General features: G+C 68.7%; 28 protein-coding genes and 3 pseudogenes. 17 read left to right on the plus strand and 14 right to left on the minus strand.

The window, feature by feature from the left end:
• Nucleotides 1-119 precede the first annotated feature (119 nt).
• The 5 genes and pseudogenes from ACIA5G_RS45740 to ACIA5G_RS45760 all read left to right on the plus strand — a co-directional run.
• Nucleotides 120-640 (plus strand): annotated as a pseudogene (locus ACIA5G_RS45740) (multicopper oxidase domain-containing protein); the annotation flags it as partial.
• 354 nt (nt 641-994) lie between these two features.
• The gene (locus ACIA5G_RS45745; RefSeq protein WP_395935458.1) at nt 995-1576 is read left to right on the plus strand and encodes a multicopper oxidase domain-containing protein; all 582 of its coding nucleotides are present in this window, start codon (nt 995-997) and stop codon (nt 1574-1576) included.
• A 69-nt stretch (nt 1577-1645) separates the two neighbouring features.
• Complete coding sequence (locus ACIA5G_RS45750; RefSeq protein WP_395935321.1) at nt 1646-2686, plus strand: medium chain dehydrogenase/reductase family protein; 1041 nt, start codon at nt 1646-1648, stop codon at nt 2684-2686.
• Between the two features lie 632 nt (nt 2687-3318).
• A complete protein-coding gene (locus ACIA5G_RS45755; protein ID WP_395935323.1) occupies nt 3319-4017 on the plus strand; it encodes a DUF2306 domain-containing protein in 699 nt (232 codons plus the stop codon).
• A 222-nt stretch (nt 4018-4239) separates the two neighbouring features.
• On the plus strand, nt 4240-4797 hold the full coding sequence (locus tag ACIA5G_RS45760) for a hypothetical protein (RefSeq protein WP_395935325.1): 558 nt from the start codon (nt 4240-4242) through the stop codon (nt 4795-4797).
• Between the two features lie 118 nt (nt 4798-4915).
• Here the strand turns inward: ACIA5G_RS45760 and ACIA5G_RS45765 are convergent, their stop codons facing one another.
• The 4 genes from ACIA5G_RS45765 to ACIA5G_RS45780 form a co-directional block, all read right to left on the minus strand.
• The gene (locus ACIA5G_RS45765; RefSeq protein ID WP_395935326.1) at nt 4916-6151 is read right to left on the minus strand and encodes a hypothetical protein; all 1236 of its coding nucleotides are present in this window, start codon (nt 6149-6151) and stop codon (nt 4916-4918) included.
• Nucleotides 6148-6654, minus strand: a complete 507-nt coding sequence (locus tag ACIA5G_RS45770; RefSeq protein WP_395935328.1) for a SigE family RNA polymerase sigma factor — start codon at nt 6652-6654, stop codon at nt 6148-6150. The genes ACIA5G_RS45765 and ACIA5G_RS45770 overlap by 4 nt, the downstream gene beginning before the upstream one ends.
• A 225-nt stretch (nt 6655-6879) precedes the next feature.
• A complete protein-coding gene (locus tag ACIA5G_RS45775) occupies nt 6880-7308 on the minus strand; it encodes a hypothetical protein (RefSeq protein ID WP_395935330.1) in 429 nt (142 codons plus the stop codon).
• 108 nt (nt 7309-7416) lie between these two features.
• A complete protein-coding gene (locus ACIA5G_RS45780) occupies nt 7417-8106 on the minus strand; it encodes a M15 family metallopeptidase (protein ID WP_395935332.1) in 690 nt (229 codons plus the stop codon).
• Between the two features lie 137 nt (nt 8107-8243).
• Here ACIA5G_RS45780 and ACIA5G_RS45785 point away from each other — a divergent pair, with 137 nt between their 5' ends.
• The 7 genes from ACIA5G_RS45785 to ACIA5G_RS45815 all read left to right on the plus strand — a co-directional run bounded on the left by ACIA5G_RS45785 (nt 8244) and on the right by ACIA5G_RS45815 (nt 14650).
• Complete coding sequence (locus ACIA5G_RS45785; RefSeq protein WP_395935334.1) at nt 8244-8534, plus strand: hypothetical protein; 291 nt, start codon at nt 8244-8246, stop codon at nt 8532-8534.
• 898 nt (nt 8535-9432) lie between these two features.
• Complete coding sequence (locus ACIA5G_RS45790; RefSeq protein ID WP_395935336.1) at nt 9433-10428, plus strand: Gfo/Idh/MocA family protein; 996 nt, start codon at nt 9433-9435, stop codon at nt 10426-10428.
• Nucleotides 10409-11404, plus strand: a complete 996-nt coding sequence (locus ACIA5G_RS45795; protein ID WP_395935338.1) for a LacI family DNA-binding transcriptional regulator — start codon at nt 10409-10411, stop codon at nt 11402-11404. Before ACIA5G_RS45790 ends, ACIA5G_RS45795 begins: the two co-directional genes overlap by 20 nt.
• Complete coding sequence (locus tag ACIA5G_RS45800; protein WP_395935340.1) at nt 11401-11952, plus strand: VOC family protein; 552 nt, start codon at nt 11401-11403, stop codon at nt 11950-11952. Before ACIA5G_RS45795 ends, ACIA5G_RS45800 begins: the two co-directional genes overlap by 4 nt.
• Complete coding sequence (locus ACIA5G_RS45805) at nt 11949-12839, plus strand: sugar phosphate isomerase/epimerase family protein (protein ID WP_395935341.1); 891 nt, start codon at nt 11949-11951, stop codon at nt 12837-12839. Before ACIA5G_RS45800 ends, ACIA5G_RS45805 begins: the two co-directional genes overlap by 4 nt.
• Nucleotides 12836-13825: a Gfo/Idh/MocA family protein gene (locus ACIA5G_RS45810; RefSeq protein ID WP_395935343.1), complete on the plus strand. Its 990-nt coding sequence runs from the start codon at nt 12836-12838 to the stop codon at nt 13823-13825. The genes ACIA5G_RS45805 and ACIA5G_RS45810 overlap by 4 nt, the downstream gene beginning before the upstream one ends.
• A gap of 3 nt (nt 13826-13828) precedes the next feature.
• Nucleotides 13829-14650 (plus strand): sugar phosphate isomerase/epimerase family protein, encoded by an 822-nt coding sequence (locus tag ACIA5G_RS45815; protein ID WP_395935345.1) that lies wholly within the window; start codon nt 13829-13831, stop codon nt 14648-14650.
• Nucleotides 14651-14854: 204 nt separating this feature from the next.
• Here ACIA5G_RS45815 and ACIA5G_RS45820 read toward each other — a convergent pair.
• Nucleotides 14855-15198 (minus strand): annotated as a pseudogene (locus ACIA5G_RS45820) (winged helix-turn-helix transcriptional regulator).
• Nucleotides 15199-15330: 132 nt separating this feature from the next.
• Here ACIA5G_RS45820 and ACIA5G_RS45825 point away from each other — a divergent pair.
• Nucleotides 15331-15984: an NAD(P)-dependent oxidoreductase gene (locus ACIA5G_RS45825; RefSeq protein WP_395935347.1), complete on the plus strand. Its 654-nt coding sequence runs from the start codon at nt 15331-15333 to the stop codon at nt 15982-15984.
• A gap of 37 nt (nt 15985-16021) precedes the next feature.
• Nucleotides 16022-16945: a TIGR03564 family F420-dependent LLM class oxidoreductase gene (locus ACIA5G_RS45830; RefSeq protein WP_395935349.1), complete on the plus strand. Its 924-nt coding sequence runs from the start codon at nt 16022-16024 to the stop codon at nt 16943-16945.
• On the opposite strand, the gene ACIA5G_RS45835 is transcribed toward ACIA5G_RS45830, so the two are convergent.
• From ACIA5G_RS45835 to ACIA5G_RS45850, 4 genes are read right to left on the minus strand one after another with little or no spacing between them, the layout of a single operon-like run.
• Nucleotides 16942-17730, minus strand: coding sequence for an SDR family NAD(P)-dependent oxidoreductase (locus tag ACIA5G_RS45835; RefSeq protein WP_395935351.1), 789 nt, complete (start codon nt 17728-17730; stop codon nt 16942-16944). The genes ACIA5G_RS45830 and ACIA5G_RS45835 overlap by 4 nt on opposite strands.
• 40 nt (nt 17731-17770) lie before the next feature.
• The gene (locus ACIA5G_RS45840) at nt 17771-18601 is read right to left on the minus strand and encodes a shikimate dehydrogenase family protein (RefSeq protein WP_395935353.1); all 831 of its coding nucleotides are present in this window, start codon (nt 18599-18601) and stop codon (nt 17771-17773) included.
• Complete coding sequence (locus ACIA5G_RS45845) at nt 18598-19140, minus strand: AAA family ATPase (RefSeq protein ID WP_395935355.1); 543 nt, start codon at nt 19138-19140, stop codon at nt 18598-18600. Before ACIA5G_RS45845 ends, ACIA5G_RS45840 begins: the two co-directional genes overlap by 4 nt.
• On the minus strand, nt 19137-19784 hold the full coding sequence (locus ACIA5G_RS45850; RefSeq protein ID WP_395935357.1) for a bifunctional 4-hydroxy-2-oxoglutarate aldolase/2-dehydro-3-deoxy-phosphogluconate aldolase: 648 nt from the start codon (nt 19782-19784) through the stop codon (nt 19137-19139). The genes ACIA5G_RS45845 and ACIA5G_RS45850 overlap by 4 nt, the downstream gene beginning before the upstream one ends.
• A 178-nt stretch (nt 19785-19962) precedes the next feature.
• On the opposite strand from ACIA5G_RS45850, the gene ACIA5G_RS45855 reads away from it, so the two are divergent.
• Nucleotides 19963-21321, plus strand: coding sequence for an MFS transporter (locus tag ACIA5G_RS45855; protein ID WP_395935359.1), 1359 nt, complete (start codon nt 19963-19965; stop codon nt 21319-21321).
• 40 nt (nt 21322-21361) lie between these two features.
• Here the strand turns inward: ACIA5G_RS45855 and ACIA5G_RS45860 are convergent, their stop codons facing one another.
• Nucleotides 21362-21709, minus strand: coding sequence for a cupin domain-containing protein (locus ACIA5G_RS45860; RefSeq protein WP_395935361.1), 348 nt, complete (start codon nt 21707-21709; stop codon nt 21362-21364).
• A 36-nt stretch (nt 21710-21745) separates the two neighbouring features.
• On the opposite strand from ACIA5G_RS45860, the gene ACIA5G_RS45865 reads away from it, so the two are divergent.
• Nucleotides 21746-22342 carry a TetR/AcrR family transcriptional regulator gene (locus ACIA5G_RS45865; protein ID WP_395935363.1) on the plus strand — a complete coding sequence of 199 codons (597 nt, stop codon included), beginning with the start codon at nt 21746-21748 and terminating at the stop codon, nt 22340-22342.
• 76 nt (nt 22343-22418) lie between these two features.
• On the opposite strand, the gene ACIA5G_RS45870 is transcribed toward ACIA5G_RS45865, so the two are convergent.
• Nucleotides 22419-22637, minus strand: a complete 219-nt coding sequence (locus ACIA5G_RS45870) for a hypothetical protein (protein WP_395935365.1) — start codon at nt 22635-22637, stop codon at nt 22419-22421.
• Between the two features lie 9 nt (nt 22638-22646).
• Here ACIA5G_RS45870 and ACIA5G_RS45875 point away from each other — a divergent pair, with 9 nt between their 5' ends.
• Complete coding sequence (locus tag ACIA5G_RS45875; RefSeq protein WP_395935367.1) at nt 22647-22787, plus strand: hypothetical protein; 141 nt, start codon at nt 22647-22649, stop codon at nt 22785-22787.
• 4 nt (nt 22788-22791) lie between these two features.
• Here the strand turns inward: ACIA5G_RS45875 and ACIA5G_RS45880 are convergent, their stop codons facing one another.
• From ACIA5G_RS45880 to ACIA5G_RS45890, 3 genes and pseudogenes are all read right to left on the minus strand, one after another.
• Nucleotides 22792-23211, minus strand: a complete 420-nt coding sequence (locus ACIA5G_RS45880; protein WP_395935369.1) for a hypothetical protein — start codon at nt 23209-23211, stop codon at nt 22792-22794.
• Nucleotides 23212-23254: 43 nt separating this feature from the next.
• Nucleotides 23255-23692 (minus strand): annotated as a pseudogene (locus ACIA5G_RS45885) (TetR/AcrR family transcriptional regulator C-terminal domain-containing protein); the annotation flags it as partial.
• 90 nt (nt 23693-23782) lie between these two features.
• Entirely contained in the window at nt 23783-24736 is a 954-nt protein-coding gene (locus ACIA5G_RS45890; RefSeq protein ID WP_395935371.1) for a LysR family transcriptional regulator, read from the minus strand.
• Nucleotides 24737-24802: the final 66 nt, after the last annotated feature.

The following is a 24802-nucleotide window of genomic DNA, read 5'->3' on the forward strand; positions in this document are numbered from 1 at the left end:
GCCGGAGCGCCGCTCACGTCAGCGCGGCGGCCGCGGTGCTGTCGGTCTGGTGGCTGCTTGCCCCCTTCGCCCCACAGGACACGGCCCTGATCCTCGCCGGATCGGTGGCGGCGCTGGGCATGATCGCCGGGCTTTCGATCGCCGTCGGCCGCTGGCGCGCGTCGCGGTCGCGCCTGTCCGTGCTGCCCTGGCTGACGGCCGCCTTCCTGCTGGTCCCGGCAACGACCGTGGTGATCGCGGGCCAGGCGAACGCGTCCGCCACCGGTCACGAGCACGGCGGCGCCGGCGGGCTCAGCGTCGAGCAGCTCACCGGGCCGAAGAACCGGACTCCCGACGTACGCACGACGCTGACCGCCGCCAAGGGGCAGGTGAAGCTCGCCTCCGGGAAGACCGTGGACGGGCTGACCATCAACGGCACGTCCCCGGGTCCGGAGATCCGGGTGAAGCTGGGCCAGCTCCTCGAAGTGACACTGATCAACACCGACGTCGAGGAGGGCGTGACCGCGCACTGGCACGGGGTCGACCTGCCGAACGCCGAGGACGGTGTGCCGGCGTGACGCAGGACGCGGTGCCGCCGGGCGGGCGGCACGTCTACCGGTTCGTCCCGACCCGGGCGGGGAGCTTCTGGTACCACACCCACCGCGATGGCCTGCTCAACGTGAAGAAAGGCCTGTTCGGGGCGCTGATCGTCGAGGAGCCGACGCCGTTCGACGGGCTCGAGCGCACCGTGTTCACCCACGCGTGGCCCGCCCCCGGCGGCGACGTCGTCGCCCTCGACCGCGACGACCAGCCCGCCCGCCAGGACGCTCCGGCCGGACGGAACGTCCGCGTCCGCATGGTCAACAGCTCCGAAGAGCCGCGCAGCATCCAGGTGGCCGGGGCGCCGTTCCGGGTCGCGGCGATCGACGGCACCACGATCCAGGGCGCCACCCCGCTCGAGCCGGGAACCGAACTGCTCCTGGCGGCCGGCGGCCGCTACGACGTCACCTTCACGATGCCGAACGGTGCGGTGACCGTCGGCGTCGCCGGCGAACCGAACGCCACGCTCACCTTCAGCCCCGGCGGCGGAGCGGGGCCGGTCACTGCCGGCGGCGGCGAGCGGTTCGACCCGTTGACCTACGGGTCCGGCTCGGCGCCGCTGCTCGGCGAGCACGACAAGACGTTCGACCTGCGGCTGGACGACGGGTTCGGGTTCAGCCGGGGGACCTTCGGCTACGTCAGCAGCCTCATCAACGGCCGCCTGTACCCCGCGGTGCCCGCGCTCGAGGTCTCGCGCGGCGACCGGGTGAAGATGCGGATCGCCAGCCGCAGCACCGTCGAGCACCCGTTCCACCTGCACGGCCACCGCGTACGGGTGTTGTCGCGCAACGGCGATCCCGTCACCGGCAGCCCGTGGTTCACCGACACGCTGAACATCGGCACCGGCGAGGTCTACGAGGTCGAGTTCCTCGCGGACAACCCCGGCGTCTGGATGGACCACTGCCACAACTTCCGGCACGGCGCGAACGGCATGATCCTGCACCTCACGTACCAGGGTGTGACCACGCCTTACTCGTCGGATCACTCGCCGGAATAGGCAACTGCTACCGATGCCGCCCCTGCCGACGCGCGGCCAGGATCGGCCGAGACCTCAGAGGAGCAAGTTGTGACTGGAACCGGCACGAACCAGGTGACCGAGATCGTTCTCCCCGGCATCGTCGACCCGAGCGGCCTGCAGACTCGCGTACGCGAGCTGCCGCCGCCCGGGCCGGGGCAGGTCGTCCTGCGGGTCGAGGCCACCGGCATCTCGTTCGCGGAACAGCAAATGCGCCTCGGCCGGTACTTCGACCAGCCGCCGTTCCCGTTCGTGCCCGGTTACGACGCGGTGGGCACCGTGACGGCCACCGGCGACGGGGTGGACGGCACGCTCGCCGGCCGCCGGTTCGCCGTGATCACGAAGGTCGGCGGCTGGGCCACCCACGTGCTGGTCGACGCGGCCGCCCTCGTGCCGGTGCCGGACGGCGTGGACCCGGCCGAGGCCGAGACGGTCGCGGTCAACGGCGTCACCGCGTACCGGATGCTGTTCCGCGTGGCCGACGTCAAGGCCGGACAGACGATCGTGGTGCTGGGCGCCAACGGCGGTGTCGGGTCCACGCTCGTGCAGCTGGGCCGGCACGCCGGCATCCGGGTCATCGGCACCGCGTCGGAGCGGCACCACCCGCTGCTGGAGAAGCTCGAGGCGATCCCGGTCGACTCCCGCAGCCCGGACATGTACCGCCGGATCAAGTCCCTCGCGCCGGACGGTGTGGACGCTGTCTTCGACCACGTCGGCGGCGACGGGCTGAAGAAGTCGTGGCAGCTGGTCCGCAAGGGCGGGACGCTGGTCTCTTACGGGACGGCCGCCTTGAAGAACGACACGGGCTCGACGCAGGCCGTCTTCATGAGCCTGTTCGCTCAGCTCTGGACGTGGCACCTCTCACCGAACAGCCGGAGCGCCCGCTTCTACAACTTCTGGGCCGGCGAGAAGCGGCAGGAGACGTTCCGCAAGCGGCTGAGCGAGGACCTCACCGCGGTGCTGGGTCTGCTCGCCGATGGTGTGATCACCGCGCAGATCGCCGCGACGTTCCCGCTCAGCGAGGCGTCCAAGGCGATGGAGCTCGCCGAGTCCCGCACCGTCGCGGGCAAGGTCATCCTGATCCAGGAGTGACTCAAGCGGTGCGACGTCGGACGCCCGCCGGGGAAAATGGCTGCTGCGCAGCGCGTTGGGCGAGCTGATGTCCACTGTAGACGTCGGCGGTTCGGACAGCGGGGCGGTGCCCGGCGTCGTGCCGGCCACCGCCCCACAACGCGTCTGTCAGGACCGCCGGCGGCGTCGGTGACCGTTCCCAGGGTGATGAGCGACTCCGCGCGGACCACCGTGGTGCTGTTCCTGCAACCGTTGTGGTTCGTGGCCGTGTACGCGGTGATCACCGCTCTCACGCCGTTCGTCCTCAGCCTCGACCGGCGTGGTGGGCTCCGGGTCGTGATCGCGCCCGTCGACGCGAGGTGTGTCGTCGCCCGCCTGCCCGGCGATGGAGACCCGAAACCGGTGTGGTTGTGGTCATCTCGCGCTGGCGCACCACCACCGCAGGTGGACCTGCTGTGGCAGGCGTTCCGGTTGGTCGTCCCTGCGCAGAGGCAACCCATTTCCGGGAAGAAGATCCGGCGCCAACTGCCGAACGACACGAATGCCTACGCGCGCAATCTAGGCAACCAATGCCGAGGCGCCGGGCCCGACCGGGGTTCAAGATCGAGCCCAGGGTGGGAGCCTCGCTCCCATCGATCGATTGGGAGTAACGCATGTCCACAGCGACCATGTCACGTAACGTTCGCCGGCGCTGGTGGTGGTTCCTCTGGGGGCTCCTCACCGTGCTGGCCCTGGCCATCGCCGGCTACTTTGTGCCCCCGTACCTGGTCGGCGGCACGACCATCCCGAATCTCGACCGGATAACTCCCGGGTATTACACGAGCCTGGTCATCCACGGGGTGCCTGCCGGCCTCGCCCTGATCGTCGGGCCGTGGCAGTTCGTGCCGCGACTACGGGCCCGGTTCCCCCGGCTGCACCGGGTGATGGGCCGCGTCTATCTGATCACTGTCGTCATCGCGGCGCTGGTCGCGGTGTACTCGGCCGCGGTGACCAAGAGCGGTTTCCCGGTGCAGGTGGCATTCTTCGTCCTCATCGTCGCCTGGCTCTACACCGCGTGGCAGGCCTACCGGACGATCCGGCGGCGCGAGGTGCAGCTGCACCGCATCTGGATGATCCGCAACTACACGCTCACCTTCGCCGCGGTAACCCTGCGGCTCTATCAACTACCGCTGCTGGCGTTGATGAACTCGGTCGACTGGTTGCCCTACAAGGACGTCTACACCGTGAGCACCTGGCTGGCGCTGCTGGGCAACGTGATGGTCGCGGAGTTCTTCATCATCCAGCGAACGCTCGCACCGCTGTCCCGGCGGCGGGAGAAGGCTGACGTCGCGGCGACCTCGGTCACGGTCTAGGTCCGGCTGCCGTTCCGGAAGAGAGAAGGTGCCCTGTCGGGTGGCCGGAGGGAGTCTCACCCTCCGGCTCCCACGGATCCCGGCGTTCATCTTCATCTGGGCCGCGTCGACGGCGGCGAGCTGCAAGGCATCGCCCAGGCTGCGCCGCGCCTGCGCCGCGCACGTATTCTCCTTACGGCGGGCGGGCGATCGTCTGCTGACACGAACCGATCGGACGTGTGCATGACCGGATACGGCCGGGACCGCGAACGCCGGCGGCGCACCCGCGCGCTGCTCGGCGCCGGTTACCTCACGGCGTTGACGGCGCTGCTGGGCCTCAAGACCGGCTGGGTCCCGGCGGCGGCCGGCCTGCTCGGCCTCCTCGCGCTGGTGTACGTGGTGTTCTCGTTGATCGTGTGGCGGGACGCCCGCGCGGAGCGCCGACGACGCGCCGCGGGGGAGTCTCCGTCGTGGCCGGCTCAGCTGCCGGTGCAGGTCGCCCAGCTCCTCGGAGCCAAGGCGCCGGGCCGCCACGCGCGCCGCGCCGACGAGGTGGGCGAGCTGCTGGGCCGGCTGTCCCTCCGAGACGGCGAGTTGTGCTGGGAGCCGCGAAAAGCAGACCGCAACCGTGGCGTCGGTCCACTGACGTTCGACCGGTCGTGGACAACGGAGGTCATTCCGCTTTGGGGCCCGGGAGGCCAGGGCTGCTTGACGCTCACGTCCCCCGAGGGCACAGCGGCGGACCTCTGGATCCGCCATCCGGCGGACCTCCGCCAAGCCTTGACGGCGCTCGTCCGTTAGCCGGAGCGGTCACGAAACCGTGGCTGTGCTCCACATTGATCGGTGACAGACCGCCGCGGTCGGTCGGCAGCGCAGCGCCCTGGTCCCCGGGGGAGCTGTGGGCTCCCCCGGGGACGTGTCACCAGTGCAGGCCGGGCAGTTCGGCGATCCGCACCAGGTCCGCTTTGGACAACGACGGGGTGGGGCGGGTCCGGGTGTCGGCGCCCGTCTGCGCGGCGTTGGAGGTGTGGACGGTGATCCCCGTGCCGTCCGCGGCCTTGGCGTTGAGCGCCATGACGGTCACGTTGCCCGGCTGCTGAGTGGTGGTCAACGTGCCCTTGCGCCCGCCGGCCAGGTCGATCGGCTCGCAGCCCGGCTGGTCGCCGCAGGTGACCGCGCCGTCGGACGGTGACTCGAGGTACACCATCGCCCAGCCCGTGCCCTCGGAGTCGGTGAGGTTGGCGTAGGCCTTGTAGCCACCTTGGCTGACCCGGAACCGCCAGCCGCGGTCGGAGCCCGGTGTCGGCTTGGCGCTCATGCCGGCGGGCAGGGCCGTGGCGATCACCGTGTCCAGTTCGGCCGCACGCCGGTCGGACGGCGCCGCGGGCACCGGCGGACCGCTCAGCTCGACCTTGAGCTGCGGCGCCGTCGCGATGGCGAGCAGCGCGTCGTCGCCGAGCACTCGGTTCTTCGATCCGTCGCCGCCGGTCTCCGCCACCCGCACGTACGTGCCGTCCGCGCGCCACACCTCGACGTCGACCAACGTCGCGTCCATCGAGGTCACGGTGACGCGCGCGGTCGAGCCGTCCGGGAGGGCCCGGACCGAGCACTCGGTGCCCTGGTGGGTCACGCACTCGCCCGGCGGCTGGCCACCGCGCGACCGGAGGTAGACGAAGACCGTCCGGTCACCGGTGAGCGTGAAGCTGCCGCCCCAGCTGTCCCGGATCACGCACAGCTTCAGCGGGCTCGCCTCGACCCCGGCGGGCAGGGGCAGGGCGATCTTCCGGAACGCCTCGGTCAGCCGACCGGATTCGCTCAGCTCCGCCGGGCTCGCGGTGCCGCGGGGCTGGTCGGGGTAGCCGCCCGACATGGCGGGCAGCACGCACCCCGGATCCGTCGGCGCGGCGGTGGCCGACACCGGCGGTGTTGTGGACTGCGAGCCGGCGGGCTGGGCGGGCGTGCGGTCCAGCAGCCCGGTCAGTGCCGTGGCCGCCGCGACGACCGAGACGATCCCTGCCGCCGTCGCCGTCAGCGCGCGCACCCGCCGCCGGGTCTGCCGCCTGCGCCCGTCCGCGACGACCTGGTCGAACTCCAGTCCGAGCGCCGGTTCGTCCGCGAGCGCCGACCCGATCATGTCCCGCACCTCCTCGCTCACGAGCCCTCCTGCAACACGGTCCGCCGCGCGGCCAGTGTTCGCCGCAACGCTCCCAAGCCCTTGGACACCTGGCTCTTCACCGTTCCTTCGCTGCACCCCAACGCCGCCGCCGTCTCCGCGACCGGCAGGTCTTCCCAGTACCGCAGCACGACCGCGGCCCGCTGCTTCGGCGGCAGCGCCGCCAGCGCGTGCCGGACGTCCATGGCCTCCTCGAGGCCCGTCACCGCCTCGGCGATCTCGGGCACGACGTCGACGACCGTCTCCGGCCGTCGCTTCCGCCACCGTGATTCGTCGATGAGGGTCCGCACGAGCGTCTTGCGCACGTACGCGTCAACCTGCCCGTTGCGGTCCAGCCGTCCCCAGTGCTGGTAGACCTTGGCCAGCGCGATCTGCGCCAGGTCCTCGGCCCTGTGCCAGTCACCGCACAGCAGGAAAGCGGTCCGTCGCACCACGGCCGCCCGCGCCTCGAAGTACGCCCGGAACTCCCGGTCCCGATCATGCACCCGGCACCCCTTTCAGTTCGTCACCCCCTATACGGCGTCCGCTCGGAGGGCGTTGCCCGTAACTTTGGGTGATTGCCGAGCACAGGCGGATGCGCGGACGGCCCGGTGGGGATCCCTCAACCGGGCCGTCCGAACAGGACCACCGAAGCGGGTTCGGCTTCGGCGGCACTACACCCCTAGTCAGGCAGGTTTCGGCTCAGCACGCGAAGCCAGGACACGAGAAACCTAGTGATCGTTGAGGTAATAGTGGTCGCTCGCGTGCTGGAAGTCCGGACCCAGGTAGACCGTGACGCCGATGCTCACGTGTTCCGGGAGGTCGTGCGTGCCGCCATCAGAAGCCCTGGCCGTGGCGCAAGATCCCAATCCACCGGAGGCGACGAGCGTGTAACGCTCGTAGTAGGCGCCCGAACTCTGTTGGACGGAGACACGCGCCCGGGCGGCAAGTCCGTCGGCGAACGAGTCGCAGACGGACACGACGTCGCCGTTTTCTTCGACGTAGACAGTGCCACCCTTGTTGGCGTCCGTGGTCTTCCACGTGTGGTCCCAGCTGCCGCCGGGAGGGTCCACAGTGGCCGACGCCGACGTCGCAGTCAGGAGTGTGCCGCCGGCGACAAAAGCAGTCGTCGCGACCAAGGCCGCGATCTTGTTGCGCATCGTATGGCTCCCATTCTCACGCTCGCGCAGAGAAATCTGGGCGAGCTGTATTTGTTTCACATTGTCCGCTGCAGCAAAGCGATCCGGATGGTTACCGGGTTTCGCGTGTCAGGGCTTCTCGAAGTGCTGGTAGTCGATCGGGGTGTCCCACGAGCCGCCCCAGGTCCAGCCGCGGGTGGTGAACGCCTGCTCGGTGCGGTCACCCGCGTGGATCATGCCGGGCGCGGTCTGCGTGCGGTCGGCGTACGGCGCGCCGTTGGGCGGGTAAACCGTGCCACTGCCGGAGATGTAGGGGTTCTGCACGGTGTTGATGTCGATGGCGCGCCCGTAGGAGTGGTTGGACCAGGCGGTGCCGCCGGTGATCGCCCGGCAGTTGAACGCCGAGGTGTTGTTGGCCGCCATGGACGCGTCGTCGTCGGAGTTGTACTTCTCCACGGTCTCCATCCGCTCGATGGGGAACCGGCCGAAGTACAGGTCGGCGAAGACGCGGGCGACCTCGGTGGCGCGATCGGCGTTGACGACCAGTTCGCCCCGGTGCACCGCACCGTCGAAGCCGACGAAGTTCAGGCTGACCAGCCGCAGCTGATCGGGCCCGACCGGGCAGCCCTCGTGCCAGCTGGACGCGAGCCGTTCCGCGGTGACCGGCTTGATGACGGCAACATATGCCGGCAGGCCGCTCCCGGCGGGCGCGGCGACTTCCACGGTCTGGGCCGTGGCAGCCGGCGCCGGTGCGACCACGGCCACGACCGCGGACAGCGTGAACGTGACAATGGCAAGAACTCGGGTTCTCAGATTCACTACGAAATTCCACCTTCTTCGATTTTTTGCTGCCGCAGAGGACCCTGCCGCAGTCGAACTACTTCGGCGCCGACCGGCAGCGGACCGGTACTCGCACGACAAAGACCGGCTTATCCGCTGCGGTTCGGCGCCACCGCATGAACGATTCCTCGCTGAAGAATCTCGCCGATTGGCGGATCATGCGGATTATTTCTTCGCCGCCGAAGAAATCCGTTTCGGTGCGAACGGCGTTGCCGGCGGGACTCCTGCGGATTCCTCCGCCAGGTCACGCAACCGCTGCAGGCGAACAGCTCGTCATCGACGGCGCCTGCGAGGCACGGTCACTTCGGCCTTCGTTCCTCGCCATGCAGTCTTCCGCCTTCCCCCATAAAACAACCCCAGTTGCCAAGAGCGCCGGAATCATCATCTCTGCTGTCCCAGCCGGGTGAGACACTCTTGTCAGGCCGACCGTGCCAGCGGTGGCTGGATGGCGTCAAGCGCCCCGAAACGTTTTACCCCTGCCCGAAGGGTTCCCGAGAACGGCAACCTTTGCTCGATCTTGAACGTGCACTTCGGCGAAGCGGGCCTGGCGAAGCCCAGTGCGCCACCGCTGACCACCGACATCCGGCGATCGTCCACAATGGCGCTTGAGTCCGAATAGTCGTGATCTTCCAGCTACTCGACGCGCCCAGTGGGTCCAGCACACCCGCCCAGGTGCTGGTGGCGCAGCGAGGACCCGGTCCTGGTGATTTCGCTGGTCACGTCGTACGCCGGGTACGTCGTCGCCGAGTCGGTCGACGCGACCGACTGCGGCTTCGGTGATGGGCCACCACTTGAGATTCCTGCGGCAGTCAGCCGAGGTGGAAGTCCTTGCGGACTGCGACGAACTCCTCGACGGTCAGTGGCCGCTTCCCGGTGATGCGCTCGACGTCGGTGGTCGCTCCGTCGCGGTCATCTGTGACATGTCCACCAGAATGTCGAGGTCTGCGTGCGCCTTGGCGACCGTGGCCATGACGGTCGCCGCCGGCAGCTGGTCCGGGGACACGCTGAGCCCGAAGTACGCCCGGCGGACGGTGCTGCTGTTCCAGCCCCTCCGACGTTCTCCGGCAGGTTTGCGGCCCGTGTCGGATCGATCCGTGGTTGACACGTAGGTGGTCCTCCGTTAACTTTTCTGCAACCGATCTCAGCAACCGATCTCATTGGGGGGTTCGTGATCACCGGCCCTGGCGATCTGCACGCCCGCTGCGTACGTCGCGACGCGCTGCCCGAGCCATCGCACGCAGCCGCAGATGACCGGGCTCTCGGCCGGTTCCCCGAGGGGATATCCAGCCGCAGTGGTGCGCAGGCATGAAGAAGGCCAGGACGATCATCCTCGGTGCGTCGCACTGGCATGTGCCCCTGTGTGCGGACCGGATCGCCGAGCAGCACGACGTCGTGGGGGTCAGCGATCCTGACCCGGCGCGCACGGAGCACCTTGCGCGTCTCTGGGGCGCGCCTCTCTACCCGTCCTGGGAAGAAGTGCTCGCGGCTCACGGGGACGCCGAGCTGGCGTACGTCTTCGTCCCGCACGATGTGATGCGCGAGGTCTGCCTCGCTCTCGTCGCCCGGCGCATCCCGCTCGTCGTGGAGAAGCCGGCCGGGGTGTCGTTGCAGGATCTGGTCGACGTCCGCGCGGCCGCGGACGCTGCCGGGGTACCGATCGCCGTGCCGCTCGTGCAGCGGGGAGGCCCGGCCGACCGCTGGCTGGCGAGAGCCGGCCGCTCGGTGTACGAGAGCGTGCAGTTCATCGCGGGCCCGCCCGACCGCTACCTCGTCGGCGGCAGTCCGTGGATGGTCGACGTCGAGCGCGCGGGCGGCGGGTGCATGGTCAACCTCGCTCCGCACTTCGTGGATCTCTTCCTCCGCTCGGCCGGGGCGGAGGAAGCGGCGGTGACGGCAGCCCTGTCGTCGACGCTGCACCGCCGCAGCGTCGAGGACTACGCTTCGATGACGCTGACCACGGCCGACGGGCGGATCGCCACCATCGAGGTGGGATATGCGTTCCCAGGGTCGCCGCTCAAGCGGCACTGCTCCTTCATGCGGATCGGCGCCGCGGGGACCGCGACCATCTGGTCCGACGGGAACGCGTCGTTCACCTCCGTCGACGGCGTCACGGAGACCGCACTCATCAACGTGGACAGCGACCCGTTGTACGGATTGTTCGTCGACCAGGTGGCCGCGCAGCTGAGACGTGATTTCGTGGAGCTCCCGCGGATCAGCGATCTCGAGAGCACGATGGCGGTCATCTGGGACGCGTACGCGCACGGCCGACAGGAGAGAACCGGTGTCCACACCCAGCATTGACGAGGTCGCGGCGGCAGCCGGGGTCCACAGGTCGACGGTCTCTCGGGCGTTCTCCCGCCCCGAGGCCGTCAAGCGGGAGACCCTGGACCACGTCCGCCAGGTGGCGGCCGCCATGGGCTACCGGATGAGCCCGCTCGCCCAGGCGCTCCGAACCAAGGTCAGCACCCTCGTGCCGCTGGTCGTCCCCGACATCACCAACCCGTACTTCGCCGAGCTCGCCAAGGCCATGACGGCCGCCGCGGGGGAGCGTGGCTACCAGCTGGTGCTGTGCGTGACGGAGAACGAGGCGGACGCCACGGCCCGGTACCTCGACGCCATGCAGGCGATGTACGCGCCGTTCGCGGTGATCGCGCCCTACACCCGGGTCCTTCCCGCCGAGTTCGAGTCCTCGGGCTTCGGAAAGCGGCTGGTCGTCATCGACCGGGTCGAGTCCGGCGATCAGACGTCCACGGTGACCGTCGACAGCGCGACCGGGATCGCGCTCGCGTTGGACCACTTGTCCGAGCTCGGGCACACCTCCATCGCCTACGTCTCGGGGATCGCGGGGACGCACACCGCCGCGGACCGGCGCCAGGCTTACCGGACGTTGGCGGAGAAGCACGGGATGACGCCGATCGAGCTCGACAGCAGCGAGATCGGCGTCGACGCCGGCGAACGTGCCGCTGAAGAGTTCGTGAGCCTGCGTGAGCGGCCGACGGCCGTCATCGCGGGCAACGACCTGGTCGCCTTCGGGCTCATCAGCTCGCTCGGCTCGCGGGGGATGTCGGTCCCCGGCGACGTCTCGGTGGTGGGCTTCGACGGTCTGGCGCTCGGCGCCCGCAGCAACCCGCCGCTGACGTCGGTGCAGCAACCCATCGGGGAGATAGGCCGCATCGCGATCCGGCTCGCCGAGCAGGCGGCGAACGGCGGCCCGGTCGAGCACGTGGTGCTCCAGCCGCAGCTCCTCGTCCGCTCCTCGACCAGGCCGGTCCGGTGACCGGCCGGCTGCTGCCCGGGCTCCGTCACGTTGACCATGCCGCGTACACGGTCCCCGACCTGGACGAGGCGGTGCGCTTCTTCGTCGACGTCCTCGGGGCGGAGGAGCTTTACCGTTCCCAGCGCGGTCCCGACCCGTCGTTCATGCCGGCGCACTTCGACGTTCCGCCGGACGCTGTCCTCGAACTCGCCATGCTGCGGCTCCCGCCGAACCTGAACGTCGAGCTCTTCGAGTGGCAGTCCGCGGACCAGCGGACCCAGCACCCTCGCCACAGCGACCGGGGCGGTCATCACCTGTGCTTCGTCGTCGACGACGTCGACGCGGCGATCGCCCACCTCGCCGCGATCCCGAACGTCCGGGTCCTCGGTGGCCGCAAGGAAGTCGGTCCCGACAGCCCCCTCGTGGCCGGCAACCGGTGGACGTACTTCGTCACCCCCTGGGGCCTGCTGATGGAGCTCGTGGACCGGTCCCGGGTGCAGCACCCCCCGAACCTCGTCGGCCCGGCGGACTGGACCCGCCCGCCAAGAAGGAGCGCCCCTCTCTCATGATCATCGCCGGACACACGCTGGGAACCCCGGGCCGTGACCTCGCCGAAGCGCTGCGCCTCTTCGGCACGGCAGGTCTCGACGCCGCCGAGGTCATCTACCAGGACGACTACCCGGCGGCCATCAGCCCGTCGGACCCGCGGTCCGCGCGGCAGGCCGCCGCGATCGCCGACGCCGAAGGTGTCCCGATCGTCGCGCTCACCCCGTACACGACCTCCATCAACAGCGTCGACGCGGCGAGCCGGCAGCGGGGGATCGACGAATTCCGCGCATGCCTCGAGGCCGCGCACACCGTCGGTGCGACCCGCGTCCGGGTGTACGCCGGCGCCTGGCACCCGGGGGACACCGAGCACGCCCGGCACTGGGAGCGGCTGCGGAGCGCGCTGACCGTCCTCGCGCCCGAGGCCGCGGACGCGGGCGTCGTGCTCTGCGTCGAGAACCACTTCGGCACCATGACGCAGACCGCGGCCGATACCGCCCGTCTCGTCAGCGAGGTCGGCTCTCCCTCCGTCCGCGTCCTGTACGACCAGGCCAACCTGACCTTCACCCATGACGAGACCTGGCAGGAGGCCCTTGCCGTCCAGGGCGAGCTCGTCGGCCACGTGCACGTGAAGGACCTGGTCTTCAAGGACCCGGAGGCGCCCTTCCGGGCCTCGGACACCGCCCGGGTCAAGGCCGAGGAACGCGCTGTCCGGTCCCGGGTCGTCGGAACGGGCGTCGTGCCGTGGCCCGACATCCTCGAGGAGCTCGTGCGCCGTGGTTACGACGACGTGCTCTCACTCGAGTACGAGTACCGGTGGCATCCTCAGGACCTGCCCGACCCCGCGATCGGCTTCAAGGACTCCGCGCTCGCGCTCCGCAGGATGCTCGCCACGGTGGTGCCCGCGTGACGAGGGGAGACGTGCTGCGCATCGGTGTGGCGGGCGCCGGCAACATCGCGAGCATCGCCCAGCTCCCGACCCTCGTCGCGCGCGACGACGTGGAGCTGCGGGGCCTGGTCACCCGCAAGGATGACCCGCAGCCCCTGATGCGGCGCTGGGGTTTCCGCCGCGCCTACCCGACGGTCGAGGCGTTGCTCGAGGCGGAGGAACTGGACGCGTTGTTCGTCCTCACACCCCGGTCGGAGCACGTCCACGCGACGCGCCTCGCGCTGGAGGCCGGCGTCGACGTCTTCTGCGAGAAGCCGCTGGCGACGAGCGCGTCCGACGCACAGTCCCTCGCCGAGCTGGCCGCCGTGCGGGAACGGGTGCTCATGGTCGGGTTCAACCGCCGCTTCGCACCGGTGTACGAGGCCGGTCGCGCGGCTTTCGGGGAGAGCGGCGCGAGCTTCTGCGTCGCCCAGAAGAACCGGGCAGGCTCCGAGTACCGCGCCACCTTCGAGAACGCGATCCACATGGTCGACCTGCTGCGCTGGTACTGCGGGGGCGAGCCGGTCGACGTCAGCGCGCACGCGGCCGGTGAGGACCGCTGGCAGGAGGACGGCGTGGCCGCGCTCGTCCGGTTCGACAACGGTCACTCCGGCGTGCTCGTGGGGGCCCGCGACGCCGGCGGCTGGAGCGAGAAGCTCGACGCCTACGGAGGCGGGGCGAGCGCGAATGTCACCGCACCCGACCGGATCTCGATCAGCCGGCCCGACGGGACGACCGTGCGCGAGATGTCGCCCGAGGCCTTCGGCTGGGCGACGGCGACGCAGACGTTCGGCTTCGCCGGGGCGGTTCACCACTTCCTGGACCGTGTCCGGGACCGCGGCGAGCCCCTGACGTCCGGGGCCGACGCGGTGAAGACCCAGCTCCTCCTCGATCGCATCCTCGCCGCCGCCGGGCTCCCCACCGAAGAGCAACCCGGACGGGTCTGGAGCAGCCACGCCAAGAAGTGAGGGATGTTCGACGTGATCATCAACACGTTTTCGTATCTATGGTCTTCTACGGCGATTGATGCAATCGCGGAGTTGGTCGACAATGGATATTCGACTTTCGAAGTTCCGATCAGCTCTCCGCATTGCTGGCCGGATGAAATGTCCAGCTCGGAGCGCTCGGCCATGAAGGCAAGGCTCAGTGATTACGGCGCGAGGATCAGGTCGCTCAATGCCGGTGGATATGACATCAATCTGGCGAGCCCTGGCGCGAACATGCGCCGCAAAAGTATCGACCACATCAAGTCGGTGATCGACTTGGCGGTAGCTTGGGATGTCCCTGAAGTCGTGATATCTCCCGGTACGCGACGCCCGATGATTTCGCCTTCACTCGAAAAAGCGTATGGATGGATGTATGAGAGTCTGGGTGATCTGATTCCGCTGGCCAAGCAGGCTGGCACGCGGCTCCTTCTGGAAAATACTCCCTATTGCTTCACTCCTGCCGTCCGGGATCTGGCGGGTATCGTCAGTACCGTCAACGATGATGCGCTCAAGATCGTGTACGACGTTGCCAATGCTGCCTACATAGAAGAGGATCCCGTAGCGGGCTTGCTCTCGTATCAAGAATCTATTGCACTTGTGCATATTTCTGACACAGGTTTGGAAACGTGGGGTCATGATCCGATCGGCACTGGAGTGGTGGATTTCGAAGGGCTGGGCGACGCCGTCGAAGCAACCTGCGGAGTAAGTAATGTTGTTCTCGAGGTGATTCGCGAAGAGAACACCCTGCATGAGTTCGATCAAGCAATGCGTGACCTCGGAAATAAAGGCTGGAAATTAGGAACCTGACTCCGGGTTGGTAGAGTCTGTCCGGCGTCAGTCATGCCGGACCTGGTGACCACAACTCCCTGCTGGGAAGCCCCGAAAAGTAACGGACCAGGGGCGGTGGCTTGCGGCGCTCGTGGCCGGCGCCGCGGGATCGGAAGACTGACCTGGCAACGCTTGGTGTTGTCGTCGGCGTCGAAATCGCACGAGCTCCGGCAACCGACTGGTTCAGCGGGCGGTGTTTTCGTGGGCGCCGCGGGCAGCGAGCAGCTCCGGGAGGTGTTCGCGGGTCCAGGCGCATTGGGCGGCCATCGGCTCGAAGAGGGTGTGGCCCAGTGGGGTCAGTTCGTACTCGACCCGGGTGGGATCTCAGGGTAGGCGGTGCGCGTGATCATCCCGTCCCGCTCCAGCGCCCGCAGTGATTCGGTGAGCACCTTGGGTGTGATGCCCCGCAGCGGCACCTGCAGCTCGGAGAACCGGCGAGGCCCTGCTCGCAAACACGTGATGATCTTGGCGGTCCACTTGTCACCGATGCGCATCGGCGCCGCGACGGGGGCGCAGTCGGCGAACATGTCGGGGTCCAGCGGCTCACTCACACTGCCCACTGTACGTAGCTATCGTTGCGGAAACCAAGGTCTTGCCACGTAGCGTTCGCGGCATCGGCAGGTGATCGAATCCCTGCCAGGCCGAACGGAGTGATCGCAGTGAGCAAGATCGTCGTTTTCGGTGCCGGTGGCCGGGCGGGACGCCACGCGGTGGCCGAGGCCACGGCCCGGGGCCACCAGGTCACCGCTGTCGTGCGCGACCCAGCGCGGCACCCGGACCTGGCCGGTGCCGGGATAGCCGTCGTAGCCGGCGACGTTACCCTGCCGGACAGTGTGGCCGAGGTCGCCGCAGGCCACGACGCGGCCGTCAATGCCGCGGTGCGGCTTGACATGCCGGCGGAAACCTTCTTCCCGGCCGCCGCCCGCGCGCTGCTGGACGGGCTGGCGCGGGCCGGTGCCGGGCGGCTGGTCGCGATCGGAATCGGTACGGTGCTGGAGACCGCGCCCGGTGTCGCGGTGCACGACGCCCAGGGTTTCCCGGCGGAGGGCAGGGCTTTCTCCCTCGGGCACGCGGCCGGGCTCGCGGTGCTGCACGGAGCGGACACCGACATCGATTGGGTGGTGGTGGCCCCGCCGCCCGTCGTCTTGGACAACGAAGCGGCGCGCACCGGCCGGTACCGGGCGGGTGGCACCCGGGTTCTGTCCACGGAGGAGGATTCGGCACCGTTCTCCTACGCCGACCTCGCCGTGGCCCTGATCGACGAGATCGAGACCCCGAAGCACCATCGCGCCCTGGTCGCCGTGGCGTCGTGACTTCATCGACCGACAAGGATTTCTCTCGGAGTGTGCCGTGCGCATAGGAACGAATGTCGGCCTTGAAATCGATGGGCCCAAGACGATGGCCGACATCGTGGACGAGGTTCGCCGCGCCGCGGAACTGGGGCTGGGTGGCGCATGGTGGGCCGAGCGGCACACCGCCGACGCGCTCACCGCCGCGGCGGTCGCCGGGCTCGCCGTGCCCGGGTTGCCGCTCGGGACGGCCGTCGTGACCACCTACCCGCGCCACCCGCTGACGCTGGCAAGCCAGGCCCTGAGCGTGCAGGCAGCCGTCGGCAACCGCCTCACCCTCGGCATCGGGCCCGGCCACCGGCAACGTATCGAATCGGTGTTCGGACTGCGGTTCGAGCGCCCGGCCCGGCACACCCGCGAGTACCTCGGCGTTCTCATGCCCCTCCTGCACGGCGAGACGGTCGAATTCGACGGCGAGATCTACCAGGTCAGAGGACAGACGCACACGCCCGGCGCGCGACCGCCGTCCGTGCTCCTCGCCGCCCTCGGCCCGGTCATGCTGCGCATCGCCGGTGAACTCGCCGACGGAACCGTCGCCGTGTGGACCGGCCCACGAACGATCGGAGCCCATGTGGTGCCACGGATCACTGCGGCAGCTGAGGTTGCCGGGAAGCCCTCGCCGCGAATTGTGGTCAACCTGCCCATCGCCGTCACTGACCACCCGGACCAGGCAAGGGCCTGGATCAGCACACATTTCGGCAGAGCCGGCCTGGTGCCGAGTTACCGAGCGTTGTTCGATCGGGAAGGCGTGCGTGGACCGGCGGACGTCGTGGTGGTCGGCGACGAACACGAGGTGGAACAGCAACTCCACAGCTACGCTGACGCCGGCGCCACGGAATTCATCGCCGTGCCGTTCGGATCGGGCGATCAGATCGACCGGACCCTCACCTTCCTCGCCCACGTCAACCGTGAGGCGGCGGCCTAGCTGGAGCTTGGCCGACCAGGAATATGGCTGAGAATTGACTTGGAGAAGCCGCCATCGACGCAGATGTCCTGCCCAGTGACATAGCCCGACAGCGGACCTACCAGAAACTCGATCACATTTGCGATATCCGTGGGTTCCCCGATTCGTGACAGTGGAATGATCTCTTCCCTTTCTTGCTTGATCTGCGGGTCGGCATACATTTTCTCGGTCATCGGCGTGTGCGTCATGCCCGGGGATACCACGTTCACGCGAATACCTTCGGGCGCCCACTCCAAAGCGAGCGTCTGGGCCAGCATCGTCAAAGCGGCCTTGCTGGGGCTGTAAGCACCTGATCCGGCATGTGGCAGCTGACCGGACATAGACGAGGTGAAACAAGCCGAACCGCGACTGCGCTTCAGATGCGCGTAGCTCGCTTTGGCCAGAAGCCACGCGCCGCGGAGGTTGACGGAGAACATGTCGTCCCAGTCCTCGACGGACAAGTCGCAGAGTGCGCCGGGGCTGGCGATCCCGGCATTCGCCACCAGCCCGTCCAGGCCGCCGAATTCGGCTACCGCGGCTTCTACAAGTTGACCGGGCACGTCGGGATCGCCGAGGTCGCCCGCCAACGCGATAGCAGTGCCGCCCAGTGACTGAATCGAACGGATAATTTCCTCTTGGCTGGTGGTCAATTTGTGTCCGCACACCGCGATCTGCGGCTGCTTGCCCCGGGCAAGAGCCGCCTCGGCGAGCCTCACGCAGGTAGCCGCGCCGATGCCGCTACTTCCGCCACTGACCAAAACGCGCATTGCGCACACTCCTGTAGCCGGGGATTGACAGGGACGATCGTCACGGTCGCTGCGCAGCAGCGCGTAGCTCGTCGGGGGTGGCGTCTTCGAAGCCGAAGAACTCCAGGTAGGCGGGGATCAGCTCGAACAACATGTCGCTGCCGACCTGGATCGTGCAGCCCTTGTCCTCGGCTGCTTGCAGGAACGGCGTCATGTCGGTTCTGAGCACCACATCTCCGACATACGAACCGGGGGCGACGCGGTCGACCTCGACCGGCAGAGGATCGCCGTCGTTCATTCCGATGGGGCTGGCGTTCACGATCAGGTCGTAGCCCTCGGGATCCTTCGAGCCCGTCACGACCTTCACGTCCGAGTAGTGCAGGCCGATGCGCTGGGAGAGCGCTTCGGATGCGGTTGCGTCGGGATCGAACAAGCCGATCTCGGCCAGGCCGAGGCCGGCCAGTGATGCGGCGATCGAAGAACCGACCCCGCCGTTGCCGACGACCAGCGCGCGTTTTTCGGACGGGTCGAACCCCTTGCGCAGCATGCCGCGGACGAAGCCGGCGCCGTCGAACTGGTCGGCGAGGAGCGACCCGTCCTCCCGCCGCAGGACGGCGTTCGTCGCGCCGGCGATCGCGGCGGTCGGGCTGATCTCGTCCACCAGTTCCAAGGTGGTGACCTTGTGCGGCATGGTGACCAGTGCGCCGCGGATGTTGGTGAGGGTGAAGATCGATCGGAAGAAGTCCGGGTAGTCGCCGGCCTTGATCCCCATCGGGACGACGACGGTGTTGATGCCGTTCTTCTCGAACCAGGGGTTGCAGATCAGCGACGACTTGAACGTGTGCGTGGGGTGGCCCAGGTGCGCGATGAGTGTGGTCGTTCCGCTGATCATCGGACCTCCTGAGCGTCGTTGGAGAGCTCTGACAGCCGTACGCCGGTCCACGCGCACCGGAACCCGCCGTGCGCGGCCCAGTACTCGTCCCAATGGGCGAGCTTGGCCCGGTCGCGTTCGAGGCCACGCTTGCGCAGCCGGTCCTGCAGCGTTCTCGGGGAGACGCGGACCCGTATCACCTCCACGGCGATCGGCGGCCAGCCGAAGCGCTCCGCGGCCGTGGTGATGAAGGTGGGGTCGGACAGGTAGGGGCTGAAGGGTGCGTCGACCACCACGGGACGACCGAGGCGGAGGTTGGCCCCGGCGACGTCGAGCAGCGAGTCGTACTCGAGGGGCAGGATGTCGTCGCGGTAGAACGCGTTGGCCTCGCGGTCGCCGGGGTCGTACCCGGCCGACACCAGGGCGGCCTCGACGAACCGCGCGCTCATCGCGTCCTTGTCGAGGTACGCGGCGCCGTGCTGCCGGGCGAGGCGCTGGGCGATCGTCGACTTGCCGGAGCCCGCCGTGCCGATGACGATGTGCAGGGTCGGCGCGTTCATCGGCGCGCGTCCCGCACCGCCATCAGGAAGTCGCGGGCGGCGGCGGTCACCCGGGTGAAGTCGCCGTCGGGCTGCCACGCCTTGGTGACGGCACTGCCCACACCGACGCCCGCCACTCCTGCGGCGAACCACTCCTCGACGTTCTCGGCAGTCACCCCACCGGCGGGCATGATCGGCAGGTGCGCCAGCGGCGCGAGCACGGCCCTGGTGTAGGGGATACCCGCGTTCTCGGTCGGGAACAGCTTGACGATGTCCGCGCCCGCCTCGGCCGTCTCGAGGATCTCGGTGGGGGTGAAGGCCCCGCTGATCGTCGGCACCTGGTAGCGGTTGGCGACGCGGATCATCTCCGGGTTGAGCTGTGGGCTGACCAGGAAGGCCGCGCCGGCTCGGATGCACTCGTACGCGGCGTGGCCGTCGAGGACGGTTCCGGCCCCCACGGCGACACCGTCCGGTGCGTACCGGGTGGCCAGCCGTCGGATGAGGTCGACGGCCCCGGGGATGGAGAGCGTGATTTCCAGGGCGCGGAACCCGCCTTCGATCGCGGCGTGCGCGACGCGTTCCGCGCTGTCCGCGTCGGGCAGCCGAACGATGAGCACTGCGCCCGACTCGTCGATCGTGCGCAGTGTCGCAAGCTTGGTGAACACCTGTGTCCCCTCTGATCCAAGGCGTGATTGACAAATACTCGCATGCTCCTTACGGTCTCTGCAACCGATCTCAGCAACCGATCTCATTGTGGACGGCACCGCAGCCACCAAGGAGCTCTCAATGACGACGAACTCACCAGATGACTCCGGGACTTCAAGCCCTCCGGAGGTCTCCGAAGTGCTGGCTCGCCCTCGCCGCTCGGTCAACTTGGTGGCGGGCACGATCGGCCACTTCGTCGAGTGGTACGACTGGTACATCTACGGGTTGCTGGCCGCGGTGTTCGCCCCGCAGATCTTTCCGAGCCACTCCGCGTTCGCCTCGCTGATCGCGGCGCTGCTCACGTACGCGATCGGGTTCGTGGTCCGGCCCTTCAGCGGGATCATCGTCTCGCCGCTGGCCGATCGCTACGGCCGGCGGGCCGTCCTCACCTTGTCCGTGTCCGGGATGGCGCTCGGCGCTCTGATCATCGCGGTCACCCCCGGGTACGACGTGATCGGCTACGCGGCGCCCGTTCTCTTCGTGGTGGCCCGGATCCTGCAGGGCATCTCGGCCGGCAGTGAGCAGCAGAGCGCCATCTCGTTCATGGTCGAGCACGCCCCGCCGAACAGGAGGGGCCTGTTCGGGTCCTTCTCGAACATGGCGAGCGGCTTGGCGACCCTCGCGGCAACCGGGGCCGCCGCGATCGTCACCTCGGCCTTCGCTCCGGACGAGCTCGCGGCGTGGGGCTGGCGCATCCCCTTCCTCGTGGGCGGCCTCCTGGGTGTGGTCGGTCTCGTCCTGCGGGCCCGTGCCGACGAGACCTCCGAGTTCGAGGCCAGCTCCCTCGTCGACAAGAAGTCGGCACCCGCGCGGCTGCTGGCTCTGCTCCGTGAGCATCCGAAGGCCCTGCTGCAGACGGCGGCACTGTCCGCGCCGGCCGTGGCGTACTACACGTGGGCCACCTTCCTGCCCACCTACGCCCAGCTCACCAGCGGCCGGGACAAGGGCTCCACCTTGGTCGGCAGTGTCATCGGGCTCATCCTGCTGGTCATCGTCGTGCCGATCTGCGGCGCGCTGTCGGACCGGCTCGGCCGGCGCAAGATCTTCCCCATCGTGGGTGCGGTCGGCATGATCGTGCTCTTCTACCCGCTGCTGCTCCTCCTCGACCGGCCGGGCTTCTGGGTCTACGTCGTGGTGGCCGCATCAGGCTGGATCGTCCTGGGCATCTGGCAGGCGGTGTACCCGACCATCCAGGCGGAGCTGTTCCCGGCGTCGGTCCGGGTGGCCGGCATCGGCTTCTCCCACCAGCTGGTGATCGCCATCTTCGGCGGCACCGCCCCCCTGATCGCCGCCGCGTTCGTCGGCGCCGGGAACCCCAGGTACGTCGCTCTCTACATGATCGTGATCATCGCTGTCTGCCTCGCCGTCTACTTCACGCTCCCGGAGACGGGCAGCAAGACGGTGCGAGCGACCGTTGCGCTGGAGGACCCGGAGGTCGTGGAAGGTGGGCTGGAGGAGGCCACTGGGCGGACCGGGACGAGGCGTTCCCTGTCGTAGGCCGGGTTGCCGCCGCATTTGATCGCGCACCAGGACGTCCTCATGGTTCGGCAGGCCCCAAGGCGGTGACCGGGACGTAGCCGTCGGGACGAGGCTCCTTCAGCTCGATGAACAACGAGTGTGTCGGGGTGTCGCCCACGTTCTCGCCTGAATGGTCCTGTCCGTCGAGCCACCGGACGGCGCCTGCCGGCAGATCGACGCTGACTTCCCGGCCGCCGGCGCGGATCCTGCGCCGGAACGAGCTGAGCGTGACCATCACGCTGTCCGGGTGCCGGTGCGGCGCGGTCCGATCGCCTGGCCCGTCGAGGTACTCGAGCACCCGGACCCGTTCGTTTTCGAAGGCGACTCGGTACAGCTCGGGGTTCGTGTCCGTGGGGTCGTCGGCCATGACTGCCTCCTTATGGCACTGAAGTACCATGATGGCATGGAGGTACCATATGAGTCCACCGGCCGCCGGCGGCAGAAGGGCCGGACCCGGGCCGCGCTGGTGGCGGCCGCGCACGAGTTGCTCGCGGCGGGGGAGTCGCCGGCCGTCGAGGACGCCGCCGCCATCGCAGGCATCTCGCGGACCACGGCGTACCGCTACTTCCCGAACCAGCGCGCCCTGCTGCTCGCCGCCTATCCGGAGATCGAGGACGGCGTCGGGTTGCTGCCGGCCGATGCGCCGGCCGACGTGGAGCCGCGCCTCGATCTGGTGATGCGGTCGTTCCTGGATTTTGTGGTGCGCTGGGAGCCGCAACTGCGAGCACAGCTGCGGCTGTCCCTCGAGCCGGGAGCGGCTCAGCCGATCCTGCGTGGCGGCCGGGCGATCCGCTGGATCGAGGAGGCGCTGGCGCCGCTGGCCGAGACCCATCCGCACGTCGACATCCGCGAAACCGCCGTCGCGATCCGATCCGCGACCGGCATCGAGTCGCTGGTGTGGCTCACCGACATCGGCGGGCTCGACCGCGAACGCGCCGCCGAGGTACTGGCCGGTTCCGCGCGGGCGATCCTTCGAGCGGCCCTCGAGCCCACGGATTGAAGGGCATCGCGCAGGGGTGACGTCCTCGGTGCTGCGGTGCGCGGAGTCGCTTTGATGCGGTCGGAAAGCATGCGGATCAGCCGGCTGCGGTCAGTTTTCGCAGCTGGGCAAACGATGGGTCGACGGCGTCGTCGACCCATCGCTGGAAGGCGACCCGGTACACCGCGGAGGCCGTCTCGGCGGCCAGGCCGGCGTTGATGTCGCCGACACCTCGCCGCCGAAGCCCGTCGGCGACCGCGGCCGGCAGGTGGGCGAGCCTGATCAACTCGCGCTCCCGGAGATCGGCATTGGCCATGATCACCGTGTGCCGCTTCCGGGCGAGCTCGCGGTCGTGCCCGATGACGTCGGCCGCGGCGTCGAGCGCGGCCGCGACGACTTCGAGCGTCGAGACCGTGGTGGGTGCTGCCTCCAGGACGCGAGCCCGTCGTCGGCAGCGGCCGGGTGATCGATCAACAGCACCTGCTCCAGCGGAGTCCAGTCGTCGGGTTGTAGAGGCTGAACGGCACGGCGTCCAGTAACATGACAGCCGCCGGTGGCACCGCACTGGTCGAGGCGGACATCACCCAGGCCGACCAAGCCGTCGCGGCCGTGCACCAGGTCAATGACCCCTGGTCGAACCGGGGCCGGTCTGCACCGAGCTGTTCTCCCAGATCCGGCCGGAGGTGCTGCAGCAGTCCGAGGGGTCGTTCGGCGCGAATGCGCAGATCCTGCTGCCCGAGGACATCGCCGAGACGATCACCTTCCTGGTCACCCGGCCGGCCCGTGTCGTGGTCAGCGTCGCCCTGTGGCCGTCGACGGTCCAGCAGTCGGTGGACTCTCACCGAGGTCACCATCGCGGCGTTCCGGTAGCACTCGGACTTCGCGGTCATCGCCAGCTCCCGGCACACAGTCCGCGGGCGAACGGTCGCGATTCTATTTCGCCAGGGAAGTGGCCGCCCCTGCAAGCAGCCAGCCGAGACCGAGTTCGAAGCTCGCCGTCGAGTCGTCGTCGCCCAGCGGTTCGGGGAGACCGGTGTCGGCGAGGTGCGGTAGCTTTCCGGCGTCGACCTGGGTCTGAACGTAGTCCGCAGCGGCCTTGCGGCGAGCTGCGTCCGCCTCCTTGGCGACGCGACGGTGAATTCCCCCGGACAACTCGGCCCGCACATGGCCGAGTGTGAAGGTGTCGACCGCGAGGACGAGCGCGCGCCGCATCGCACTGTCGGCATCGAGTCCGCGGACCGCGGCCGCGGTCTCGTCCATGCGCTTGAGTGAGGCCGGGCCAATCGGACATCCGGTGTCGCCTGTGGCCAACAGCCAGGGGTGGTGCAGCACCGCGGCCCGGTTGCGCCGGGCGAGCAGCCGCAGCGCTTCGCGCCAGTCGGCGGGAACGCATGACGGTCTACGGTTGACGACCTTGCTGGTCGAACAGGCACCCCGGCGGTGGAGGTGAGGGGCGTTGGCTTACGCGTCCGTGGTCATGGCTGCCGGCGGGTCTGCGTGCCAAACGAGCTCATCCTGCCGGTGGTGAACCTCCTGCAGCAGCGCCTCGCGCACCGCCCGCACCTCCCGCCGAGTTGATGCTTCTCGCCGCGACGCCAGGATGACCGGCACCCGCGGGCGCGGCACAGCAGCGGCGATGGGATGTATGCCCGGCGCGGTGATGGCCATGAACTTCGGCAGCAGCGCTATCCCGACACCACGCCTGGTCGCTTCGAGCTGAGCGAAAATATTCGTCGAGCTGAACCGCACCACGGCGTTCGGGAGGTAAGTGTCCAAGTCCACCTCTCTCACCCGCTGCATGGCATCGACGAAGAAGATGAGCGGATGCTCCTCCAGGTCCTCGATCGAGGCCGGATCGCCGTGCTCCGCCAGGTACGTCTCGCTCGCGTAGAACCCGAAATCGTAATCACATATTTTCTCGGTGACCAATCTCGTGGCAGGTGGTGGTTGTCCAAGCGTGATGCCGAGATCGAAGGTCGACTCGCGCAACGTGAGTTCACGTGCACCGGTGACGAGTTCCACGTTCAGGCCCGGGTGTTTTGCCCGTACTCGGGCGAGGGCCGGAACGACGAACAGGGTTCCGAAACCGTCCGCAGCGGTTATCCGGACGGTGCCGGTGAGAGCGTCGGCCTCGGCGCCGACCGCGGCACGGATCGCAAGGTCCACCGCCTTCTGGATAGCGCGGGCGTGCTCCACCACGGCGCGACCGGTGTCGGTCAGCTCCCACCCTTCGTAGCCGCGGTCGAAAAGGCGCGAACCGAGTGCGCTCTCCAAGGCACGAAGGCGCCGCGAGACCGTGGTGTGGTCGACGCCGAGAACCTTCGCGGCGGTCATCGGGCGGCCCGTGTCGGCCAAGGCAGCCAAAAAGCGAAGGTCGTCGGCACGCACGTCTCTGCCGTGGATGTTCGCGGTCAAGCGAGAGTCGCCAGTCTGTTCTGGTTTCGACCGCCCGGTCCGTTGTCGTGGGTGCAGCGGGCGTTG

Origin of the sequence: Amycolatopsis sp. NPDC051758, assembly GCF_044453095.1 — a bacterium.
GTDB lineage: Bacteria > Actinomycetota > Actinomycetes > Mycobacteriales > Pseudonocardiaceae > Amycolatopsis.